Here is a 20026-nt window from a genome sequence, read left to right as displayed (position 1 = left end):
CCATCGATCAATTCAGTCGTTTTTTTTGCTAAAGTCGCAGTAAATTTCCTGCAAGGACTGGATATGCTGATTCTGATTTCACCTGCAAAAACGCTCGACTACCAAAGTCCGCTGGCAACGACACGTCATACGTTGCCCGAACTGCTGGATCACTCCCAGCAGCTTATTCACGTGGCGCGCCAGCTCTCTGCCCCGCAGATTGGCAAGCTGATGGGGATTAGCGACAAGCTGGCGGATCTGAATGCCACGCGTTTCCATGACTGGCAGCCTGACTTCACACCGGAAAACGCGCGCCAGGCCATTCTGGCGTTTAAAGGCGACGTGTATACCGGGCTGCAGGCTGAAACCTTCAGTGAGGCGGATTTCGACTTCGCTCAGCAGCATTTACGCATGTTGTCCGGGCTTTACGGCGTTTTGCGTCCGCTGGATTTGATGCAGCCTTACCGTCTGGAAATGGGCATTCGCCTGGCCAATGCGAAGGGTAAAGATCTCTACCAGTTCTGGGGAGATATCATCACCGATAAACTTAATGAAGCACTTGAAGCGCAAGGCGACAGCGTGGTGATTAACCTCGCCTCGGATGAGTATTTTAAATCCGTGAAGCCGAAAAAGCTCAACGCAGAGCTTATCAAACCGGTCTTCCTTGATGAGAAGAACGGCAAGTTCAAAGTCATCAGCTTCTATGCCAAAAAAGCGCGCGGCCTGATGAGTCGCTACATTATTGAGAATCGCTTAACGCAGCCAGAACAACTGACCGCTTTTAACAGCGAAGGTTATTTCTTTGATGAAGAAGCGTCAGGGAATGGCGAACTGGTGTTTAAACGCCACGAGCAGTAGCGTACATGCCGGATAGCGGGGCCCGCTAAGCAAAGCGCCAGCGGGCACCACCGTTAACCGCGAGTCATCATCAGCTTACGCAGCGCAGCAAAATCAGCAGGCAGGTGATGAGAAAGCAGCGGCAGGTCCGCGCGTTCCGCCAGCTCTTTTGGCAGAGCCAGCTTCAGGTCAAGAATCTCTTCAACGCTTTCTTTAAACTTCGCCGGATGCGCAGTACCGAGGAACAGGCCGTACTCGCCAGGGTTCAACTGGTCGCGCAGCGCACGGTACGCCACCGCCGCATGCGGTTCTGAGGTGTACCCCATCTCATGCAGCTCACGCATCGTATCCTGCGTCGTAGCATCATCAACGGCAGCATAACCCAGCTCATTCAGGCGCCAGATTTTACGGCGGAACAGTTCTTCCACGCGCGGCCAGTTGTTCGGCTGGCTGACATCCATCGCATTCGACAACGTCGCCTGAGTCGCTTTCGGCGCCCACTCACCTTGTGCAAGGAAACGCGGAACCGTATCGTTGACGTTGGTCGCCGCAATAAAACGTTTCACCGGCAAGCCCAGCGATTTCGCCAACAGCCCGGCGGTTAAATCGCCAAAGTTACCGCTGGGAACGGAGATTACCAGTTGATTACGCGCCTCTTGCGGCAGTTGGGCCACGGCCTCAAAGTAATAACAGATTTGCGCCAGCAGACGGCTGATGTTGATCGAGTTAGCCGAGTTCAGCCCCAGAGCCGTCTTCAGTTCTTCGTCATCAAACGCCTGTTTCACCAGCGCCTGGCAGGCATCAAAATCGCCATCAATTGCTACAGTTTCAATATTGCCGCCCAGCGTACAGAACAGTTTTTCCTGTAATGGGCTGATCTTGCCGTTGGGGTAGAGGATTACCACGCGCACATTTTTCAGGCCATAAAAGGCATGTGCGACCGCCGCCCCAGTGTCTCCGGAGGTCGCCGTCAGAATGGTGACCGGTTTGTCGCCGCTGATATGCGTCAGCATCTGCGCCATAAAGCGACCGCCAAAGTCTTTAAATGCAAGCGTTGGGCCGTGGAACAGTTCCAGACAGCCGACATCCGCAGCAACCTGGGCCACCGGCGCCGGGAAGGCAAACGCCGCGCGCACGCGCTGTTCCAGGATCTCCTGAGGGATCTCATCCCCGATAAATGCGGAAAGGATCTTCGCGCTGCGGCTAACGAAATCCAGGTCCAGCATCTCATCAACTTCTGTCAGATTGAATTCCGGCAAATCGTGCGGAAAAAACAATCCCTGATTCTTGCCAAGTCCTTGCGTGACGGCCTGCGCAAAGCTGACCTGTTCGTTGTGATCTTTCAGATTATACAGTTTCATTGATTATCCCAGTACCCGTGCGCCCGCCGTGTCCAGCCGGCAAATATGAACAAAGCCTTCCTGATTTTGCAGATAATTTTTCCCCAGCCAATCTGCTACGCGCTGCGCTGTATCCGGTTTGTCGCACAAGGCAAACAGCGTCGGCCCCGACCCGGAGATACCGCTGGCCAGCGCGCCGATTTCCGCTACCGCCTGACGCGCCTGGCTAAAGCCTGGCAGCAAGCGGGTACGGTACGGCTCAGCAATGACATCTTTCATCAGCTTCGCAGCAAGCCCAGGCTGACGGGAATAGCAGGCATGAATAAATCCAGCCAGATGTCGCCCGTGGGCGATACAGTCCTGACGGCGATACTGCGCAGGTAAAATCGCCCGTGCTTCTGCCGTTGACACTTTAATCCCCGGATACGCCAGTACCCACAGCCACTCATCAAAGCCTGGCACCTGCTGGCTGATAATGCCGTTTTCTTCGATCATTAACTGCATGCCGCCCAAAAAGCACGGGGCGACGTTATCGTAATGAATACTGCCGGAGATACGCCCTTCCAGCTCGCCCATTATCGCTAACAGGCGCGTATCGTTGAGCGGCTTACCGCAGTGTTCGTTCATAGCGACTAACGCCGCCACGACGGAACAGGCGCTGGAGCCTAACCCGGAGCCAATCGGCATATTTTTTTCCAGCGTCATCGCCACCGGAACGCTTTTACCCAGCTCCTGACAGAATCGCTCCCAGCACTGGTAGACAATATTTTCTCGCGGCTCAGGCGGCAGTTTGTTGGCAAAGCGCCCGAGGTTGTTCAGGCTGAAATGGTCGGCCGCCTCAACGGACACCACATCTCCCAACAGCGAACCGTCCACCGGGGTTACCGCCGCGCCGAGCACATCAAACCCGACGCTCATATTGGCACTGGAAGCCGGGGCATAAACTCTCACCATGTCAGACTCCTAACTTCCATGAAAGGGTGCGTAGCAGGTCGGCAAAGACGCCCGCCGCCGTCACATCGTTACCCGCGCCGTATCCGCGCAGAACCAACGGTAACGGCTGATAGTAGTGGCTATAGAATGCCAGCGCGTTTTCACCGTTTTTCACTTTGAACAGCGGATCGTTGCCGTCCACTGCATCAATTTTCACGCGACAAACGCCGTCCTCTTCAATATTGCCAACATAGCGCAATACTTTCCCCTCATCACGGGCTTTCGCCACGCGCGCAGCAAAGGCGTCGTCCAGTTGCGACAATTTCGCCATAAACGCGGAAACATCACCGGAATCATCAAACTCTTTTGGCAGGACCGGCTCAATGACAATGTCAGAAAGCTCCAGCTCACGACCGGTTTCACGGGCCAGGATCAGCAGCTTACGCGCCACGTCCGTACCGGAAAGATCGTCACGCGGATCGGGTTCGGTATAGCCCAGTTCACGCGCCATTGTGGTGGCCTGGGAGAAGCTCATGCCTTCATCAAGCTTGCCGAAAATAAACGACAGCGAACCGGAAAGAATGCCTGAGAATCGTTGCAGTTCATCGCCCGCGCTGAGCAGATTTTGCAAGTTTTCAATAACCGGCAAGCCCGCGCCCACGTTGGTGTCGTACAGGAATTTACGACGCGACTTCGCCGCGGCAAAACGCAACTGATGGTAGTAATCCATCGACGACGTGTTGGCCTTTTTGTTCGGCGTGACCACATGGAAGCCTTCGCGCAGAAAGTCAGCATACTGATCCGCTACTGCCTGACTTGAGGTACAGTCGACAATCACCGGGTTGAGCAGATGATATTCTTTCACCAGACGAATGAGGCGCCCAAGGTTGAATGGCTCTTTCGCGCTTTCCAGCTCCGTCTGCCAGTTTTCCAGATTCAAACCGTGGACGTTGGTCAGCAGAGCCTTCGAGTTCGCCACCCCGCACACACGCAGATCGATATGCTTCTTTTTGAGCCAGGTCTGCTGACGTTTAAGCTGTTCCAGCAGCGCACCGCCCACTCCGCCTACGCCAATCACAAACACTTCAATCACCTGGTCGGTGTTGAACAGCATCTGATGGGTAACGCGTACGCCGGTGGTCGCGTCATCGTTGTTCACTACCACCGAAATAGAACGCTCGGACGACCCCTGGGCGATCGCCACGATGTTGATGTTCGCACGAGCCAGCGCGGCAAAGAATTTCGCCGAGATGCCGCGCAGCGTGCGCATACCATCGCCAACGACGGAGATGATAGCCAGTCGCTCAGTCACCGCCAGCGGCTCCAGCAGGCCTTCTTTCAGTTCGAGATAGAATTCATCCTGCATGGCGCGCTGCGCACGCGCGCAGTCGCCCTGTGGGACGCAGAAACTGATGCTGTATTCAGAAGAGGATTGGGTGATCAGCACTACCGAGATGCCCGCACGCGACATCGCGGCGAAAACGCGCGCCGCCATACCCACCATGCCTTTCATCCCAGGGCCGGAGACGCTAAACATCGCCATATTATTGAGGTTAGAAATGCCTTTTACCGGCAAATCGTCGTCATCACTGCTGGCACCGATCAACGTACCGGGCGCTTGCGGATTACCGGTATTTTTAATCAGGCACGGGATCTGGAACTGAGCAATAGGGGTAATGGTGCGCGGGTGCAGAACTTTGGCGCCGAAGTAAGAAAGCTCCATCGCTTCCTGATAAGACATCGACTTCAGCAGCCGGGCGTCGGGTACCTGACGCGGATCGCAGGTATATACGCCGTCAACATCGGTCCAGATCTCACAACAATCAGCGCGCAAACAGGCGGCCAGTACGGCGGCAGAGTAGTCAGAGCCATTACGCCCCAGCACCACTAATTCACCTTTCTCATTCCCCGCAGTAAATCCGGCCATCAGAATCATATGGTCAGCAGGAATACGGCTGGCGGCAATACGGCGCGTGGATTCGGCGATATCAACGGTAGATTCGAGGTAATGGCCTACTGCCAGCAATTTCTCCACCGGGTCAATGACCGTCACGTTGTGCCCGCGCGCTTCCAGCAGGCCTGCCATGATGGCGATCGACATTTTTTCACCACGGCAGATAAGCGCGGCATTGATACTGTCCGGGCACTGTCCCAGCAGGCTGATACCGTGCAGGACGTGCTTAATCTGGGCAAATTCTTGTTCAACAAAGGCTTTGAGCGGAGCCAGGGGGAAACCCGGCTGTGCGGCGGCCAGACCCACCAGCAGTTCAGAGAAAATGCGTTCGGCGTCGCTGATGTTGGCTAAAGCATCCTGACCACCGATGGTCTTTTCAATCATCGCCACCAGATGGTTGGTAATTTTTGCGGGGGCAGAGAGTACGGTCGCGACCTGCCCCTGTCTGGCATTGCTTTCCAAAATATCGGCAACCCGCAGAAAGCGCTCTGCATTTGCCACTGATGTACCGCCGAACTTCAACACTCGCATGGTTTACCTCATTGCCTTTGGTCGAAAAAAAAGCCCGCACTGTTTAGGTGCGGGCTTTTTCTTGTGTTTCCTGTACGCGTCAGCCCGCACCGTTACCTGTGGTAATGGTGATGGTTGTGGTAATAGTGATGCTGATGCGTTTCATGATGTTGTGTGCTCTGTAATTATTATCTGTCTGTGCTGTATTCTTTTAGGGTTAAAGTATCTGCTGACCTAAGTCAATAAATTTTTAAATTGATCACATTCCGAAACTTGTTCACGAGCGACTGCTTGCCCTTTTACTTTCAACCAAAACAGCATGTTCCCCCCACTTGAAGTCAGAATAAAAAACCACGTAACAAAAACTGCTCGAAATTTTATTTTGTGATGTTTTTTTCTATATCATGTAAAAAACGGTGCAACATTGCCGTGTCTCGCTGCCCTAACAGACCCATTCGCTGTTGCAGCCAGTCCGTCAGCTTGATGTCGTCAGAAACGTTCAGCGTGGCTAATAAACGTAAAATGCGCGCACGCAATGCCTGTAGCTGAAGCTCATCCGTCACCTCACTATTTTTAGCCGGTTGTTGTATTAAACCTGCTAATTGATAGCAATACACCATCACCGCCTGTCCCAAATTGAGTGAGGGATAGTCAGCCACCATAGGTACACCGGTGAGCACATCCGCCAGAGCCAATTCTTCGTTGGTCAGCCCCGAATCCTCGCGACCAAAAACCAGTGCGGCGTGTTCCATCCACGTTGATTTTTCCTGCAACAGGGGAACCAGTTCGACCGGCGTGGCGTAATAATGAAACTTCGCCCGGCTGCGCGCGGTGGTCGCGACGGTAAAATCCACGTCGTGGAGCGCCTCCGCTAACGTTGGAAAAACGTTAATATTATCAATAACATCGCCCGAACCATGCGCAACCCATCGCGTAGCGGTTTCCAGGTGGGCTTCGCTGTCAACGATCCGTAATTGGGTGAACCCCATAGTCTTCATAGCGCGGGCAGCCGCGCCGATATTTTCCGCTCTGGCGGGGGCAACCAGAATAATTGTTAAACGCATTTCGATACTCTTTTTGGCCAGTCTGCAAGGGATTATGTGACGTAGGTCAACATATTACGCTGCGCGAATTTACATATTTTTAACAGAAATCACTGAAAAAGCATTTCGCATACGTTAAAAAATGCTAAACTATTTCCAGGCTGTACTATTGCTTTTTATGTTAACAAAAGTTGCATATCCCTCTGTTTATCCATGATAATTTAATTTAAAATGGATCGCACTGGTTGGATTCATTACATTTATTAATTTGCTCGTGCAACTAGTTGTAATATTGCAATTTTGTGATGAAAGCAAACATTTGGATACGTTGATTTCATCAAACTGTTAACGTGCTACAATTGAACTTGATATATGTCAACGAAGCGTAGTTTTATTGGGTGTCCGGCATGTCTTAGCCTGTTATGTTGCTGTTAAAATGGTTAGGATGACAGCCGTTTTTGACACTGTCGGGTCCAGAGGGAAACTACCCACGACCAAGCTAATGATGTTGTTGACGTTGATGGAAAGTGCATCAAGAACGCAATTACGTACTTTAGTCATGTTACGCCGATCATGTTAATTTACGGCATGCATCAGGCAGGTCAGGGACTTTTGTACTTCCTGTTTCGATTTAGTTGGCAATTTAGGTAGCAAACATGCAGACCCCGCACATTCTTATCGTTGAAGACGAGTTAGTAACACGCAACACGTTGAAAAGCATTTTCGAAGCAGAAGGCTATGATGTATTCGAAGCGACAGATGGCGCGGAAATGCATCAGATTCTCTCTGAATATGACATCAACCTTGTGATTATGGATATCAATCTGCCTGGGAAAAATGGCCTGCTGTTAGCGCGCGAACTCCGCGAACAAGCTAACGTTGCGCTGATGTTCCTGACGGGCCGTGATAACGAAGTCGATAAAATTCTCGGCCTCGAAATCGGCGCAGACGATTACATCACCAAGCCGTTTAACCCACGCGAACTGACTATCCGTGCTCGTAACCTGCTGTCCCGTACCATGAACCTTGGTACTGTCAGCGAAGAACGCCGTAGCGTCGAAAGCTACAAGTTCAATGGCTGGGAGCTGGACATCAACAGCCGCTCTCTGATTGGTCCTGACGGCGAGCAGTATAAACTGCCGCGCAGCGAATTCCGTGCCATGCTTCACTTCTGTGAGAATCCGGGCAAAATCCAGTCTCGCGCAGAACTGCTGAAAAAAATGACCGGTCGCGAACTGAAGCCGCATGACCGTACCGTTGACGTGACGATCCGCCGCATTCGTAAACATTTCGAATCAACGCCGGATACGCCAGAAATCATCGCCACCATTCACGGTGAAGGCTACCGTTTCTGCGGCGACCTGCAGGATTAATTCAATTCTGATGGGTAAAAAAAACGGCGCGTTATGCGCCGTTTTTCATTTCTCTACGGGTCTATTTCCATAAGCGAAACGCGTCACTCTGCTCAGGCTGAGATGCCGGAAGTTCTGACGGTTTTGGTTTTGGCTGCGCCAGCGAGTGCCAGTCAAGATGACGCGTCAGGAACATCACCCCACACAGCGCAAACAACAGCACGCCGGTACCCAGCAGTAAAGAGCTGTCCTGTGAACGCAGCAGCACCCACATCACGCCATCCAGCGCCAGTAGCGCCACGGTGAACAAAATACTGTTCCGCCAGCCCTGCAATATCGCCTGCAAATACACCCCGTTCATTAACGCGCCAACCAGGCTTGCCGTTATCCACGCCGCCGTAAAACCAATGTGTTCTGACAGCGCCAGCAGAAGCAGATAAAACATCACCAGCGATAACCCCACCAGCAGATACTGCATCGGGTGCAGACGCAGACTGGTCATGCATTCAAGCACGAAGAAAGACATAAAGGTCAGCACAATCAGCAGGATGGCATATTTTGTTGCCCTGTCCGTTAACTGATACTGATCTGCTGGCGTGGCGACGGCGACGCTAAACGCAGGCATGCCCTCCCAGCCAATTTTTTCGCCATCAAAGCGCTCGCCGAGGTTATTGGCAAACCAGCTGCTTTGCCACTGGGCCTTGAATCCTGATTCACTGATTTCGCGCTTAGCCGGAAGAAAGTCCCCAAGAAAGTTGGGATGCGGCCAGTTGCTGGTTAAGGTCATTTCACTGTTACGCCCAACCGGTACGACGGAGAAATCGCCGGTACCGCTCAAATTGAGCGGCAACACCAGGCTCAGATGTTGCTCCGCCCAGCTCGCGTCAGGTAGCGGAATGTGAATTCCCTGCGCACGTCCATCCAACCCCGTCCCCGGCTCAACGACCAGCGACGTGCCATTGACCTGTGGCGCTTTTACCACGCCAATCCCGCGCGCATCACCCACACCAACTACAATAAACGGTTTGCCGACGCTGACGTTGGGATGGTTTAAATCGCTCAAGCGCTCGGCGTTAAACTCGGCCTTCACCGAAACATCGTTGTGCCAGACCTGGCCTTCATAAATACCGATTTTACGCGCTTCTACGTTCTGATTCCCCTCAACGACCAACGACTCCGGCAGCCAGAAATGGATATAGCTGCGTTTACGCTGGACCTCTTTGCCCTCCTCCAGCGAGGTATAAAGTTCTGTCACCGGAACGGCAATCAGCGGCCCTACCATCTTTTGCGGCCCGCTGGTGCTCTGACGGATAGCATCTTCGACGTCATCACGATAATCCGATCGCTCAACGATTATCTGCCTGACCATCGTCAGCGGAATTAACAGCAGCAGTATTGCGCCACCTAAGGTGACGATTTTCCAAAACAGGGGGGATTTAAACATAGCGTTCTCCTTTGCAATATCAGCAAGGTAGAACAGCTATGTGCGGAGAATTTGAAGTTATGTGAAGTGACGGTGAAGCGTAAACAGAGCCTGTACGCCCCCTTCCGGTCGGTTAGACAATGCCACCGTACCTGCGTGAAGTCGCGCAACTTCGCTGACAAACGCCAGCCCCAAACCGCTGCTCTTATGCCCATTCTCACGGGGCAGCGAGTAAAAGCGCTCAAAAATACGCGGTAACGCGAAGTCGGGGATCCCGCTGCCACTGTCGATGACCTGCAACGTGACCCGCTCCTCCTGCTGATGCGAACTCAGCGTAATCGTCCCGTCCTGCGGCGTGAAGTCGATCGCGTTGTCGAGCAAATTCCCCAATGCCTGCTCCAGTAACGCAGGGTCGGCGGCGACGCTAAGCGATGAAGGTATAATAGTCAGCGTGATGTTTTTTGCCGCCAGTTGCACGCTGCGTGCCTCTTTAAGCTGAGCAAACAGCGCGTCTACTGCCACCGCCATCAACGTTATGTCCTGTCGATTCTCCAGTCGCGCCTGACGTAGCAGAGTTTCGACCAACGCCTGCATGCGCGCATTTTGCGTCAGAATATTATCGGTAAAGCGCGCAACCACGTTCGGCGGCGGACCTTCGCGCAAAATTTCAGCGGCGCCACGGATGGCCGCCAGCGGACTTTTCAGCTCGTGCGTTAACGCGTAGACATATTGCTCAATGTAGTTTTTGCCCTCAAGCTTCAGACGCATACTTTCCAGCGCCTGCGCCAGTTTACGTAGCTCGCTGCTGCCTAAATCAGGCAGTGGGACGGGTCGATTCTCAGTAACGGAGTCGGCATAGCGCGCCAGCCGGGCAATAGAGCGGTTTATCCACCATACCATCCCGACGCCAATCACTAAGGCAATGCCCAGTAATACGGCGCTGGCCCACAGCATCCGCCGTTCACTGCGTTTAATCACCGGCGCCATCGCCGCATTCGGTTTACCAACGCTAAGCACGCCGATAATACGCCCGCCGTCAACGATCGGCGCGGCAACGTACATCACCGAACTTTCCGGATCGTTCGGGTTTTGCGGCGTACTGCGGGCGCCATATTGCCCACGCAGGGTTAACCACACGTCGTTCCAGCGGGAATAGTCCTGACCGACGGCCTGGTTGGCGGAATCAAACAATACCTTGCCCTGCGCGTCGGTCATGTAGACATGGTATTCGTTACGAACTTTGTTAATGCCGCTGATATTGGCGCTGAATGGACGGTTATGCAGCTGCGAAAATGCCTGCGCCAGCTTGCCGTTGGCGGGAGAGTCAGAGAGCAAGTCATCGCGCGCCAGCGCGGCCAGCAGCGTGGCGGTATCAATCAAGGTGCCTTCGGTCGCCCGGCGAACACCTGGCTTAATTTCCTGCACAAAGATCGACAAAACGAACCAGGCGGCGACGGCAACAATCAGAAAATAGCCGAGCAGCAAACGCATGCCAATGCGCATCAGACGCTCCTCAGGCTGTATCCCATACCGCGATGCGTATTGATAGGGGAAAACTCGGGGTTGATAGCCCGCAGCTTGGCGCGCAGCGTTTTGATGTGGGTATCGACCGTTCTGTCGAAGGTATCCTGCGCATCGGCCCAGACTAAATCCATCAACTGCTGGCGAGAGTAAATACGCCCCGGCGACATCAGCAGCGTTTTCAGCAACAGAAACTCATAGCGCGTCAGGTTTAACGGCCTGCCAAACCAGGTTATTTGCGCGGCCAGTTCATTAAGCTCAAACTCCCCACAGCGCGTCATTGATGAAGGAGCGGAGAATTTCTGCACCCGCCGCAGGAGCGTACGCACGCGGGCGCACACCTCGCGTGGAGAGAAAGGCTTGGCAACATAGTCATCCGCGCCGATTTCCAGCCCCAGCAGGCGATCCACCTCATCGCTGCGCGCGGTCAAAAACAGGATCGGCAACGCCGGATGACGCTCCAGCAGACGTCGGCATAGTTCAAAGCCGCTGATATCGGGTAGACCGACATCCAGAACGATCGCATCAGGACAGCGCTGGCGAGATTTTTCCAGCACCGGTAACCCGCGCTCAAACGCTTCCACGCTAAAACCTTCCTGCGACAGCATGTAGATAAGCGTATCGGCGATGCCCTGCTCATCCTCAACTAACCAGATCAACGGCTGTTGCATTTTGCTTCCTTGTTATTGCCGCCACGGCATGATGGGCACCGCGCTGATGGCATTTTTGGGCGATCCATCGACCACTTTATCTGAATAGGCCAGATAGGCCAGCGCATTACGTTTCGCGTCGTAAAAACGCACGACCTGTAAGGATTTAAACACCAGCGAGGTACGTTTTTTAAACACCACTTCGCCCTGCGCTTTGCCGTTCTTGATTCTGTCGCTCAGTTCTACCGGCCCTACCTGCTGGCAGGAAATGGCGGCATCGGAGGTATCTTCCGCCAGCCCCAGTCCACCTTTGATGCCGCCGGTCTTCGCCCGGCTCACGTAGCACGTCACGTTGGTCACATCCGGATCGTCAAACGCTTCGACCACAATTTTATGATCCGGCCCAAACATTTTGAAAACCGTATCGACAGATCCAATCTGCTCCGCGTGGGCGACCTGCGCCAACATCAGCAGAATTGAGGAAATGATTAAGCTCTTATATTTCATATTGTTACCATTCTTAAAAGTTACTCTGTGTAATTATTCGACATTCTAAGATAAAACGTATACAGATCACAGGATTACAATAATCACGCTTTCGTATGTCCGAAAAAAGCATTTATGAGCAAAAAAAACACTGAATGCTAAAACAGCAAAAAATGCTATTATCCACATACCTGACGTCAGGTACTCGTTGTTGAAAGGATGAGGATATTTTATGGATCAGGCTGGCATTATTCGCGACCTATTAATCTGGCTGGAAGGTCATCTGGATCAGCCTTTGTCGCTTGACAATGTGGCGGCAAAAGCAGGCTATTCCAAGTGGCACCTGCAGAGAATGTTTAAGGACGTGACGGGCCATGCTATTGGCGCCTACATCCGCGCCCGTCGTTTATCAAAATCTGCAGTGGCGCTGCGCCTGACTGCGCGCCCAATTTTGGATATTGCGCTGCAATATCGCTTTGACTCTCAACAAACCTTTACCCGCGCGTTCAAGAAACAGTTTTCCCAGACGCCTGCGCTGTATCGCCGCTCCCCGGAATGGAGCGCGTTCGGTATTCGCCCGCCAATGCGACTGGGTGAATTTACGATGCCTGCGCACGAGTTCGTTACGCTGGAAGATACGCAACTGCTTGGCACCACGCAAAGCTATTCCTGCTCGCTGGAACAGATTTCAGATTTCCGGCATGAAATGCGTATTCAGTTCTGGCGCGACTTCCTTGCTCATGCTCCTTCAATCCCGCCGGTGCTGTACGGGCTGAACGAAACGCGTCCGAGCATTGAAAAAGATGACGAGCAGGAAGTGTTTTACACCACGGCACTGACGCCGGAACAAGCCAATGGCTATGTGCCGTCGGCACAGCCTATCCTGTTACAGGGCGGCGAGTACGTAATGTTTACCTATGAAGGGCTGGGGACCGGCGTGCAGGAGTTTATCCTGACAGTCTACGGCACATGCATGCCGATGCTGAACCTGACGCGCCGTAAAGGGCAAGATATCGAGCGATACTACCCGGCAGAAGATGCCAAAGCGGGAGATCGCCCGATCAACCTGCGCTGCGAATTCCTGATTCCGATTCGCCGCTAGCGCTGCAATTCATCCAACGCAGGGGCATCCAGATGAGAAATGTCCCCTGCCGTTTCAACCACCCATCCCGGCGCCAGCCATAAGCTTTCCTGGTAATCGACGCGAGAAATAGAACAGTTGCGCAGACGCAGGCGACGTTCAGCCCAGGCCGGTAATCCCAGAATCGTACTCACCAGGCAACCCAGCGCGATACCGTGGCTGACCAGCAGTGGACGACTTCCCGGCGGCAGCTCCAGACAGGATGCCAGCGCCGCGTTGACGCGATCGCTCAGCTCCTGCATCGATTCCCCTTCCGGAATACGACCATCCACCGTACCGTTCACCAACTGGCGACGCCAGCCCTCTTCCTCCGGCGTCAGCGTATCAATATGACGCTGCTCCAGCACGCCCATATTCAGCTCACGCAGACGGGAGTCATAGGTGATATCACAGCCACAGGCCTGGGCGATGATTTCTGCGGTGCGTCGTGTACGACCTAAATCGCTACTGATGACATGCGTAATTCCAAACGAGCGGGCGCGTTCTCCCACCTGCATGGCTTGCTGTTCACCTTTAGCGGTCAGTGGGCTGTCTGACTGGCCTTGAATACGTCGCTCGGCGTTCCACTGCGTTTCGCCATGGCGAACAAGGTATACCTGTAACATGCTTTTTTTCCGTTATATACTCGTCATACTTTGAGTAGACTCTGCGATGAATTTTCAAACTGAGCTTAATTATGCACAAGGTTATCTCTGCAACCACCAATCCTGCCAAAATTCAGGCAATTCTGCGGGCATTTGAAGAGATTTTCGGGGAAGGATCCTGCCATATTGAACCCGTCGCCGTCGAGAGTGGCGTGCCGGAACAACCTTTCGGAAGCCAGGAAACGCGCACTGGCGCACGAAATCGCGTTGATAACGCGCGCCGCCTGCACCCGCAGGCTGATTTCTGGGTCGCTATTGAAGCGGGTATTGACGATGACGCCACCTTCAGTTGGGTGGTGATTGATAACGGCATCCAGCGTGGAGAAGCCCGTTCAGCCACACTGCCATTGCCAGCTGTCATTCTCGACAGAGTCCGCCAGGGTGAAGCGCTCGGCCCGGTGATGTCGGACTATACGGGTATTGATGAGATTGGCCGTAAAGAGGGCGCAATCGGCGTCTTTACCGCGGGTAAGCTGACGCGCTCGAGCGTCTACCACCAGGCAGTGATTCTGGCGCTCAGCCCATTTCATAACGCGGTGTATTTATAGCATTGTGCCGGATGTTCAATCGTAGGCCGGATAAGGCAAAGCCGCATCCGGCGGATCAATTTTTCCCGAGCAGTACCTGCTCCAGCCAGTGACGCAGATCCACCGGTGCGGATTTGAGGCTGTTCGACCCCCGCGTAATGGTGGCGATCCCCGCTCCAAGCTCGTTTTTAAGCTCGCGCTGGCTCATCTCGCCACGCAGCAGCTCTTCAATGATACGCACACGCGTGCCCAACGCTTCGCGCTCATCCGGCGTTAACATCAAATTGAGCAGGGGCAGGTGTAAATCTTGTTCATAGGCGTGTTTAAGCAGATCGACAAAACGTAACCACTCCTGGTGACGCTGTTCTGCCATCTCTGCTGAATAGGGTGATTGCTGAGTCATAAGATATCGCCATCGTTGCGGGGGAAGCGTGCTTGCTTCCCCCTTTTGTACTCTTTAACGAGTACGATAGCATAACACAACCGACGCGATCAGTAACGACGTTGCCATTCTGCGTCGCTCATCAACTCCGGTTTATCACCGAGGAAATAGCGGTAGTACGCATCGTAAGCCAACACGTTCTTCACGTAACCACGCGTCTCTGAGAATGGAATGCTCTCGACAAACGCGACGGCATCAATCCGGCCCGCGCTATTGCCAAGCCAGGTGCGAACGCGCCCCGGTCCGGCGTTATAGGCCGCCGACGCAAAAATGCGGTTATTACCGAATTGCTGGTAAACATACTGCAAATAGCTGGTACCAATGTTGATGTTGGTATCAGGATCCAGTAGCTGGCTCGGGCTGCTGTAACCCGGAATCAAGAACATTTTCACCGTATGCGTCGCCGTGCCTGGCATAATCTGCATCAGTCCGCTGGCGCCGACCGGCGATTTCACTTTCGGGTTCCAGGCGCTTTCCTGACGCGCTATCGCCATCGCATAGCTCGGCTGAATATCCTTGCCGCTGGTGTAACGGGTAAACAGATCCTTGTAGGCCAGCGGGAAGCGCTCTTCCAGATGATCCCACAGCTTACCGGCGATCGTCGCCTGCACGCTCAGATCCCACCAGTGATTATTGAACGCGTAACGCGCCAGTTGAGCCTGCTCAGACTTAGTGCGGCTGGTGACCAGATTCGCCCATTCACTGCGCGCGGTATTATCCATGTTCCAGTACATCAGCTCGCGTACGCGCGCCATTTCCGGGCCCTGAGTTAACGCTGAGTCAACGTTGGCTGGGGCTTTATCCACTTTCAACTCATACTCTTCGCCCAGACGCTGTGCCGCCACCATCGGATAGAATCCGCGCTGCTGCATGAGCTGATGCAGGATCTCTTTGGCTTCCGCTTCGCGTCCGCGTTCCAGCAGCAGATCGGCCTGCCAGTAGCGCCACTCATCTTTTTCTTTTGCTTCCATTGGCAGACGCGCCAGCCAGGTATTCAGGCCACGACGATCGCCGGTTCCCAGCGCCATGCGCACGCGACGCTCCACAAGCGAGGTGGAATTCGAACGCATAATGGCGTCATCGCGCCATTTGGCCTGCTCGTCGGTGACGTCGTTGCCCATCAAACGCCAGGCAACAATGTCGCGCAGCTCCTGAGTTTGCTCGTCATTCAACTGCTGTGCTTGTGTCAGAGACGGGATCATCAGGCGGGCATTCTCCACATCCTGACGCGCCACGCTGGCAAAGGCCACCGCTGCCATCTGTCGGGTGAAATCCGTGGCGCCAGTAGTGCGAGCAAAGGTCATCACCGAATTTGGATCGTTGGCCAGCGCAATGATCGCCGAAGCGATAGTTTGATATTGCGCGGGCATCTGTCCGGCCAACGCGGTGACCAGTCCGGTATTCCCGGCTTTCATCGCCAGACGAATACGCTCCAGATACGCCAGCGGATCCTGGGTGCCTGAGGCGCGCCATACGCCGAATAATTTGTCACAAGCGTTCGGCTGGCTTTTCCCGGTCAACCACAGTTCTTTCGCGCCCTGCCAGGCTTCTTCGGTTTGCCCGGTGCTCCATTTCGCAAAGTAATAGTTACATTGCGCTTCCGTGGTACCCGGTTTTTCCGGACTGAATGCCAGCAGTCCACGCCAGTCTTCCCGTCGCGCCAGTTCATTCACGAAACGTGATTGCAGAGTACGCGCTGGGGGCAGCGTCGGGTTGGCGCGCACAAAATTGGTGACGGTAATGGTCGGCTGATTCATCAGATCGTCCGTAATCTGACGATATTCCAGATAAGGATACAGAGGATAGTTCTTCAGGCCGGGCATCATCTGCTCGACGACATCCATCTGTCGGTTATCCCAGGCCTGCTTAATTTGCGCATAGCGATTGCGCTGCTCATCCAGGGAATCGGCTCGCGCCACTTGACTGACCGTCAGCAGACATACGCTGGCCGCCAGCAGGCGCCAGGTAAATTGATTGGCTTTGTCCACAAGCTCTTCCTCTTCTCATGTTACGTCTGTGCAGCATCATGCCGCTTAATTCATTCATGCTAACCAGACATTGCAGAATGCGCCACGTCACGGACACTTTTTTACTTTTGTTGCGAGTGAGATCTGCTGGCTGGGATTGAGCAATGAAAAAGGCTACACTTCGCCTTTGAAAACTCTATTCATCACTATAAAAGAGGCGAAGTCCACGTGGCTCAATTCGTTTATACCATGCATCGTGTCGGCAAAGTCGTTCCGCCGAAACGTCATATTCTTAAAAACATCTCACTGAGCTTCTTCCCTGGCGCCAAAATCGGTGTACTCGGTCTGAACGGCGCGGGTAAATCTACCCTGCTGCGCATCATGGCCGGCATTGATACCGATATCGAAGGTGAAGCTCGCCCACAGCCTGGCATTAAAATCGGTTACCTGCCGCAGGAGCCGAAACTGAACCCGGAACATACCGTTCGCGAATCCGTTGAAGAAGCGGTTGCAGAAGTGGTTAACGCGCTGAAAGGCCTGGATGAAGTGTACGCGAAGTACGCCGAGCCGGACGCTGACTTCGACAAACTGGCCGCGCAACAGGGCAAGTTTGAAGAGATTATTCAGGCCCATGACGGTCATAACCTGAACGTGCAGCTTGAGCGTGCCGCCGACGCCCTGCGTCTGCCGGACTGGGACGCTAAAATTGAGAATCTCTCCGGTGGTGAACGCCGCCGCGTCGCGCTGTGCCGCCTGCTGCTGGAAAAACCAGACATGCTGCTGCTCGACGAACCGACCAACCACCTGGATGCGGAATCCGTGGCATGGCTGGAACGCTTCCTGCACGATTTCGAAGGCACCGTAGTGGCGATCACCCACGACCGTTACTTCCTCGACAACGTAGCGGGTTGGATTCTGGAGCTTGACCGTGGTGAAGGTATTCCGTGGGAAGGCAACTACTCCTCCTGGCTGGAGCAGAAAGATCAGCGTCTGGCCCAGGAAGCCTCTCAGGAAGCGGCTCGCCGTAAATCCATTGAGAAAGAGCTGGAGTGGGTACGTCAGGGCGCTAAAGGCCGTCAGTCTAAGGGCAAAGCCCGTCTGGCGCGCTTTGAAGAACTGAACAACACCGAATATCAGAAGCGTAACGAAACCAACGAACTGTTTATCCCACCTGGAGCTCGTCTGGGCGATAAAGTCGTTGAAGTCACCAATCTGCGTAAATCCTACGGCGATCGTGTGCTGATTGACGACCTGAGCTTCTCGGTACCGAAAGGCGCCATTGTCGGCATCATCGGTCCGAACGGCGCGGGTAAATCAACCCTGTTCCGTATGATGTCCGGTCAGGAACAGCCTGACAGCGGCACCATCACGCTGGGTGAAACCGTCAAACTGGCCTCCGTTGACCAGTTCCGTGATGCGATGGACAACAGCAAAACCGTATGGGAAGAAGTTTCCGGCGGGCTGGATATCATGCGTATTGGCAATACCGAAATGCCAAGCCGCGCCTACGTGGGCCGCTTCAACTTCAAAGGTGTGGATCAGGGCAAACGCGTCGGCGAGCTGTCCGGCGGTGAGCGTGGTCGTCTGCATCTGGCGAAGCTGCTGCAGGTTGGCGGCAACATGCTGCTGCTCGATGAACCAACCAACGACCTGGATATTGAAACCCTGCGTGCGCTGGAAAACGCCCTGCTGGAATTCCCGGGCTGCGCGATGGTTATCTCGCACGACCGTTGGTTCCTTGACCGTATCGCGACTCACATTCTGGATTACCAGGATGAAGGTAAGGTTGAGTTCTTCGAAGGTAACTTTACCGAATACGAAGAGTACAAGAAACGCACGCTTGGCGCAGATGCGCTGGAGCCGAAGCGTATTAAGTACAAGCGTATTTCTAAGTAATTACCGTTAAGCGCCGGATGGCGGCGTTACGCCTTATCCGGCCTACGAGGTTAGTGCGACTTGTAGGCCAAATAAGCGCAGCGCCATCCGGCATTTAAACTATCTCTGCTCGCCCATGAGCTCTTTCACCAACTCCACGCAGCGCAGGAATCGACCGTCGTAGTCCGGCTCCTGAACGTGCACAAAATTGATATTGTTTTCCTGCAGCATCTCAACCAGCAGCGTCTGAAACGCTTTTCTGTCAACCGAACTACCAAGGCTGCGCAAACCATCCGCCACCCACGGGGTGTTGTTTTCCAGTAGGATCACCAGATCAAAGCGATACTCGTCAATCAGCGCCTGCACAAACGGGTGTTCACGCCCTTCATACTTTTTACAGAAGGCCTGAGTGGTCACGAAATCGGTGTCGATGAACGCCACTTTATTGGCATACTTAACTGCAAAATCAATGTATTGCGCTTGTCCCAGGGCGATCTTATCGTAGTCGGAATACTGCAACGCCATCTCATCGCCGCCCAAATGGGAGAAAACGTAATCACGCCCATATTCCCACGCACTGGTGGTGTTAAAGATGTTGGCGAGCTTGTTCACCAGCGTCGATTTGCCGCTCGACTCCCCGCCGAGGATCGCCACGGTACGTACGAAAAACGGCTTCACTTCGGTCGGTATATACTCCCAGTAGCGAAACGGGTTCTCACGAATTTGCCCGCCACTGATGCTCATAAACGTTCGCTTGGGATCCACCAGCACGGTTTCGATCCCCAGATGTTCCAGATACTGCGGGGCATCTGATTCTTCAGAAGTGTAGATCCAGTTTGGCTGGATCCCTTTCTCCTGCATAAACGTTTTGATCCCGTTGCTCCACACGTCCCAACCGTGCGGATACGGCTCCATGCCCTCTTCGTTGAAGGCATGAATACGGATATTTTTCTGATACTTAAAGGTTTGCAGCAGCCAACGTAGACGATCGGGTACCGTAGGCTGTTGCGACATGGCGCTGTCTTCAAACAGGCTGCGATCGCGCGTGTCGTCATAGCCCATGATGATATGCAGTTCATCAACCTGACTACATGCACGCTGGATAAGATAGATATGACCGGTGTGCAGCGGATAAAACTTACCGAATACCACACCAATATTTTTCTGCTGGCGTGGAAACTCCAGCCCAAGAAAGCGGTGCAATGCCTCCAGCTTTTGCGCACTGGGGCTTTTGATTTTGGCATTCAGCAGTTGGCTTAGGTATCCCTTGGTCATGCCACTGGCATCCGCCACCTGTTGCAGGGTACAGCCTTTTTGCTTTATGGCGGTTTTGAGATAGTCGAACGATGACACAAGAGCCTCCTGCTGGAAAAATCGCGTAACACTGCCTGATGGCGCTTCG

The 20026-nt window shown here is 53.7% G+C and carries 19 protein-coding genes and 1 other annotated feature; of the genes, 5 read left to right on the top strand and 14 right to left on the bottom strand.

Going from position 1 to position 20026, the window contains the following annotated elements; genetic code table 11:
• Positions 1 to 63 precede the first annotated feature (63 nt).
• Positions 64 to 837 carry a peroxide stress protein YaaA gene (gene yaaA / locus OGV77_RS10115; RefSeq protein ID WP_043018357.1) on the top strand — a complete coding sequence of 258 codons (774 nt, stop codon included), beginning with the start codon at positions 64 to 66 and terminating at the stop codon, positions 835 to 837.
• Between the two features lie 53 nt (positions 838 to 890).
• Here yaaA and thrC read toward each other — a convergent pair whose 3' ends face one another.
• The 6 genes from thrC to yjjY form a co-directional block, all read right to left on the bottom strand.
• Positions 891 to 2177, bottom strand: coding sequence for a threonine synthase (gene thrC, locus OGV77_RS10110; protein WP_043018356.1), 1287 nt, complete (start codon positions 2175 to 2177; stop codon positions 891 to 893).
• A 3-nt stretch (positions 2178 to 2180) separates the two neighbouring features.
• Positions 2181 to 3110 carry a homoserine kinase gene (thrB, locus tag OGV77_RS10105; RefSeq protein ID WP_016155645.1) on the bottom strand — a complete coding sequence of 310 codons (930 nt, stop codon included), beginning with the start codon at positions 3108 to 3110 and terminating at the stop codon, positions 2181 to 2183.
• Position 3111: 1 nt separating this feature from the next.
• A complete protein-coding gene (gene thrA, locus OGV77_RS10100; protein ID WP_043018355.1) occupies positions 3112 to 5574 on the bottom strand; it encodes a bifunctional aspartate kinase/homoserine dehydrogenase I in 2463 nt (820 codons plus the stop codon).
• A 23-nt stretch (positions 5575 to 5597) separates the two neighbouring features.
• Positions 5598 to 5724, bottom strand: a sequence feature (Thr leader region).
• The gene (thrL, locus tag OGV77_RS10095) at positions 5654 to 5719 is read right to left on the bottom strand and encodes a thr operon leader peptide (protein WP_032337689.1); all 66 of its coding nucleotides are present in this window, start codon (positions 5717 to 5719) and stop codon (positions 5654 to 5656) included. (Overlaps the previous feature by 66 nt.)
• Before the next feature lie 206 nt (positions 5725 to 5930).
• Positions 5931 to 6617 carry a tRNA/rRNA methyltransferase gene (locus OGV77_RS10090; protein WP_286502653.1) on the bottom strand — a complete coding sequence of 229 codons (687 nt, stop codon included), beginning with the start codon at positions 6615 to 6617 and terminating at the stop codon, positions 5931 to 5933.
• A 399-nt stretch (positions 6618 to 7016) separates the two neighbouring features.
• Positions 7017 to 7157 (bottom strand): YjjY family protein, encoded by a 141-nt coding sequence (yjjY, locus tag OGV77_RS10085; protein ID WP_042998021.1) that lies wholly within the window; start codon positions 7155 to 7157, stop codon positions 7017 to 7019.
• A gap of 95 nt (positions 7158 to 7252) precedes the next feature.
• On the opposite strand from yjjY, the gene arcA reads away from it, so the two are divergent.
• Positions 7253 to 7969, top strand: a complete 717-nt coding sequence (gene arcA / locus OGV77_RS10080) for a two-component system response regulator ArcA (RefSeq protein ID WP_001194359.1) — start codon at positions 7253 to 7255, stop codon at positions 7967 to 7969.
• A gap of 61 nt (positions 7970 to 8030) precedes the next feature.
• On the opposite strand, the gene creD is transcribed toward arcA, so the two are convergent.
• The 4 genes from creD to creA are packed head-to-tail and all read right to left on the bottom strand — an operon-like array spanning position 8031 to position 12049.
• The gene (gene creD, locus OGV77_RS10075; RefSeq protein ID WP_087050993.1) at positions 8031 to 9392 is read right to left on the bottom strand and encodes a cell envelope integrity protein CreD; all 1362 of its coding nucleotides are present in this window, start codon (positions 9390 to 9392) and stop codon (positions 8031 to 8033) included.
• A gap of 57 nt (positions 9393 to 9449) precedes the next feature.
• Positions 9450 to 10874 carry a two-component system sensor histidine kinase CreC gene (gene creC / locus OGV77_RS10070; protein WP_087050992.1) on the bottom strand — a complete coding sequence of 475 codons (1425 nt, stop codon included), beginning with the start codon at positions 10872 to 10874 and terminating at the stop codon, positions 9450 to 9452.
• A complete protein-coding gene (gene creB / locus OGV77_RS10065; protein ID WP_043018351.1) occupies positions 10874 to 11563 on the bottom strand; it encodes a two-component system response regulator CreB in 690 nt (229 codons plus the stop codon). Before creB ends, creC begins: the two co-directional genes overlap by 1 nt.
• Before the next feature lie 12 nt (positions 11564 to 11575).
• Positions 11576 to 12049, bottom strand: coding sequence for a protein CreA (gene creA / locus OGV77_RS10060; RefSeq protein ID WP_043018350.1), 474 nt, complete (start codon positions 12047 to 12049; stop codon positions 11576 to 11578).
• A gap of 211 nt (positions 12050 to 12260) precedes the next feature.
• On the opposite strand from creA, the gene robA reads away from it, so the two are divergent.
• Positions 12261 to 13130 (top strand): MDR efflux pump AcrAB transcriptional activator RobA, encoded by an 870-nt coding sequence (gene robA, locus OGV77_RS10055; protein ID WP_043018349.1) that lies wholly within the window; start codon positions 12261 to 12263, stop codon positions 13128 to 13130.
• Here robA and gpmB read toward each other — a convergent pair.
• Positions 13127 to 13774, bottom strand: a complete 648-nt coding sequence (gpmB, locus tag OGV77_RS10050) for a 2,3-diphosphoglycerate-dependent phosphoglycerate mutase GpmB (RefSeq protein ID WP_005123948.1) — start codon at positions 13772 to 13774, stop codon at positions 13127 to 13129. The two genes, robA and gpmB, sit on opposite strands and share 4 nt — an antisense overlap.
• A 71-nt stretch (positions 13775 to 13845) precedes the next feature.
• Between gpmB and yjjX the strand changes: the two genes are divergently transcribed.
• Positions 13846 to 14361 carry an inosine/xanthosine triphosphatase gene (yjjX, locus tag OGV77_RS10045; RefSeq protein ID WP_043018348.1) on the top strand — a complete coding sequence of 172 codons (516 nt, stop codon included), beginning with the start codon at positions 13846 to 13848 and terminating at the stop codon, positions 14359 to 14361.
• A gap of 55 nt (positions 14362 to 14416) precedes the next feature.
• Here yjjX and trpR read toward each other — a convergent pair whose 3' ends face one another.
• Positions 14417 to 14743, bottom strand: a complete 327-nt coding sequence (gene trpR / locus OGV77_RS10040; protein WP_005123945.1) for a trp operon repressor — start codon at positions 14741 to 14743, stop codon at positions 14417 to 14419.
• Between the two features lie 89 nt (positions 14744 to 14832).
• Positions 14833 to 16770 carry a murein transglycosylase gene (gene sltY, locus OGV77_RS10035; protein WP_286502652.1) on the bottom strand — a complete coding sequence of 646 codons (1938 nt, stop codon included), beginning with the start codon at positions 16768 to 16770 and terminating at the stop codon, positions 14833 to 14835.
• A gap of 207 nt (positions 16771 to 16977) precedes the next feature.
• On the opposite strand from sltY, the gene ettA reads away from it, so the two are divergent.
• Entirely contained in the window at positions 16978 to 18645 is a 1668-nt protein-coding gene (ettA, locus tag OGV77_RS10030; RefSeq protein WP_043018346.1) for an energy-dependent translational throttle protein EttA, read from the top strand.
• 99 nt (positions 18646 to 18744) lie between these two features.
• Here the strand turns inward: ettA and nadR are convergent, their stop codons facing one another.
• On the bottom strand, positions 18745 to 19977 hold the full coding sequence (gene nadR, locus OGV77_RS10025; protein ID WP_043018345.1) for a multifunctional transcriptional regulator/nicotinamide-nucleotide adenylyltransferase/ribosylnicotinamide kinase NadR: 1233 nt from the start codon (positions 19975 to 19977) through the stop codon (positions 18745 to 18747).
• Positions 19978 to 20026 lie beyond the last annotated feature (49 nt).

It is taken from the genome of Citrobacter sp. Ce129 (genome assembly GCF_030334545.1).
GTDB lineage: Bacteria > Pseudomonadota > Gammaproteobacteria > Enterobacterales > Enterobacteriaceae > Citrobacter > Citrobacter europaeus.
This window is presented reverse-complemented; position numbering and strand designations above follow the sequence as displayed.

What these genes read in the sequence shown, in the direction of transcription:
- yaaA (WP_043018357.1), top strand. Translation starts at nt 64, where the DNA reads ATGCTGATTCTGATTTCACCTGCAAAAACGCTCGACTACCAAAGTCCG.
- creA (WP_043018350.1), bottom strand. Translation starts at nt 12,049, where the DNA reads ATGAAATATAAGAGCTTAATCATTTCCTCAATTCTGCTGATGTTGGCG.
- OGV77_RS10090 (WP_286502653.1), bottom strand. Translation starts at nt 6,617, where the DNA reads ATGCGTTTAACAATTATTCTGGTTGCCCCCGCCAGAGCGGAAAATATC.
- trpR (WP_005123945.1), bottom strand. Translation starts at nt 14,743, where the DNA reads ATGACTCAGCAATCACCCTATTCAGCAGAGATGGCAGAACAGCGTCAC.
- creB (WP_043018351.1), bottom strand. Translation starts at nt 11,563, where the DNA reads ATGCAACAGCCGTTGATCTGGTTAGTTGAGGATGAGCAGGGCATCGCC.
- creC (WP_087050992.1), bottom strand. Translation starts at nt 10,874, where the DNA reads ATGCGCATTGGCATGCGTTTGCTGCTCGGCTATTTTCTGATTGTTGCC.
- thrC (WP_043018356.1), bottom strand. Translation starts at nt 2,177, where the DNA reads ATGAAACTGTATAATCTGAAAGATCACAACGAACAGGTCAGCTTTGCG.
- gpmB (WP_005123948.1), bottom strand. Translation starts at nt 13,774, where the DNA reads ATGTTACAGGTATACCTTGTTCGCCATGGCGAAACGCAGTGGAACGCC.
- thrB (WP_016155645.1), bottom strand. Translation starts at nt 3,110, where the DNA reads ATGGTGAGAGTTTATGCCCCGGCTTCCAGTGCCAATATGAGCGTCGGG.
- robA (WP_043018349.1), top strand. Translation starts at nt 12,261, where the DNA reads ATGGATCAGGCTGGCATTATTCGCGACCTATTAATCTGGCTGGAAGGT.
- thrA (WP_043018355.1), bottom strand. Translation starts at nt 5,574, where the DNA reads ATGCGAGTGTTGAAGTTCGGCGGTACATCAGTGGCAAATGCAGAGCGC.
- yjjX (WP_043018348.1), top strand. Translation starts at nt 13,846, where the DNA reads ATGCACAAGGTTATCTCTGCAACCACCAATCCTGCCAAAATTCAGGCA.
- creD (WP_087050993.1), bottom strand. Translation starts at nt 9,392, where the DNA reads ATGTTTAAATCCCCCCTGTTTTGGAAAATCGTCACCTTAGGTGGCGCA.
- arcA (WP_001194359.1), top strand. Translation starts at nt 7,253, where the DNA reads ATGCAGACCCCGCACATTCTTATCGTTGAAGACGAGTTAGTAACACGC.
- yjjY (WP_042998021.1), bottom strand. Translation starts at nt 7,157, where the DNA reads ATGACTAAAGTACGTAATTGCGTTCTTGATGCACTTTCCATCAACGTC.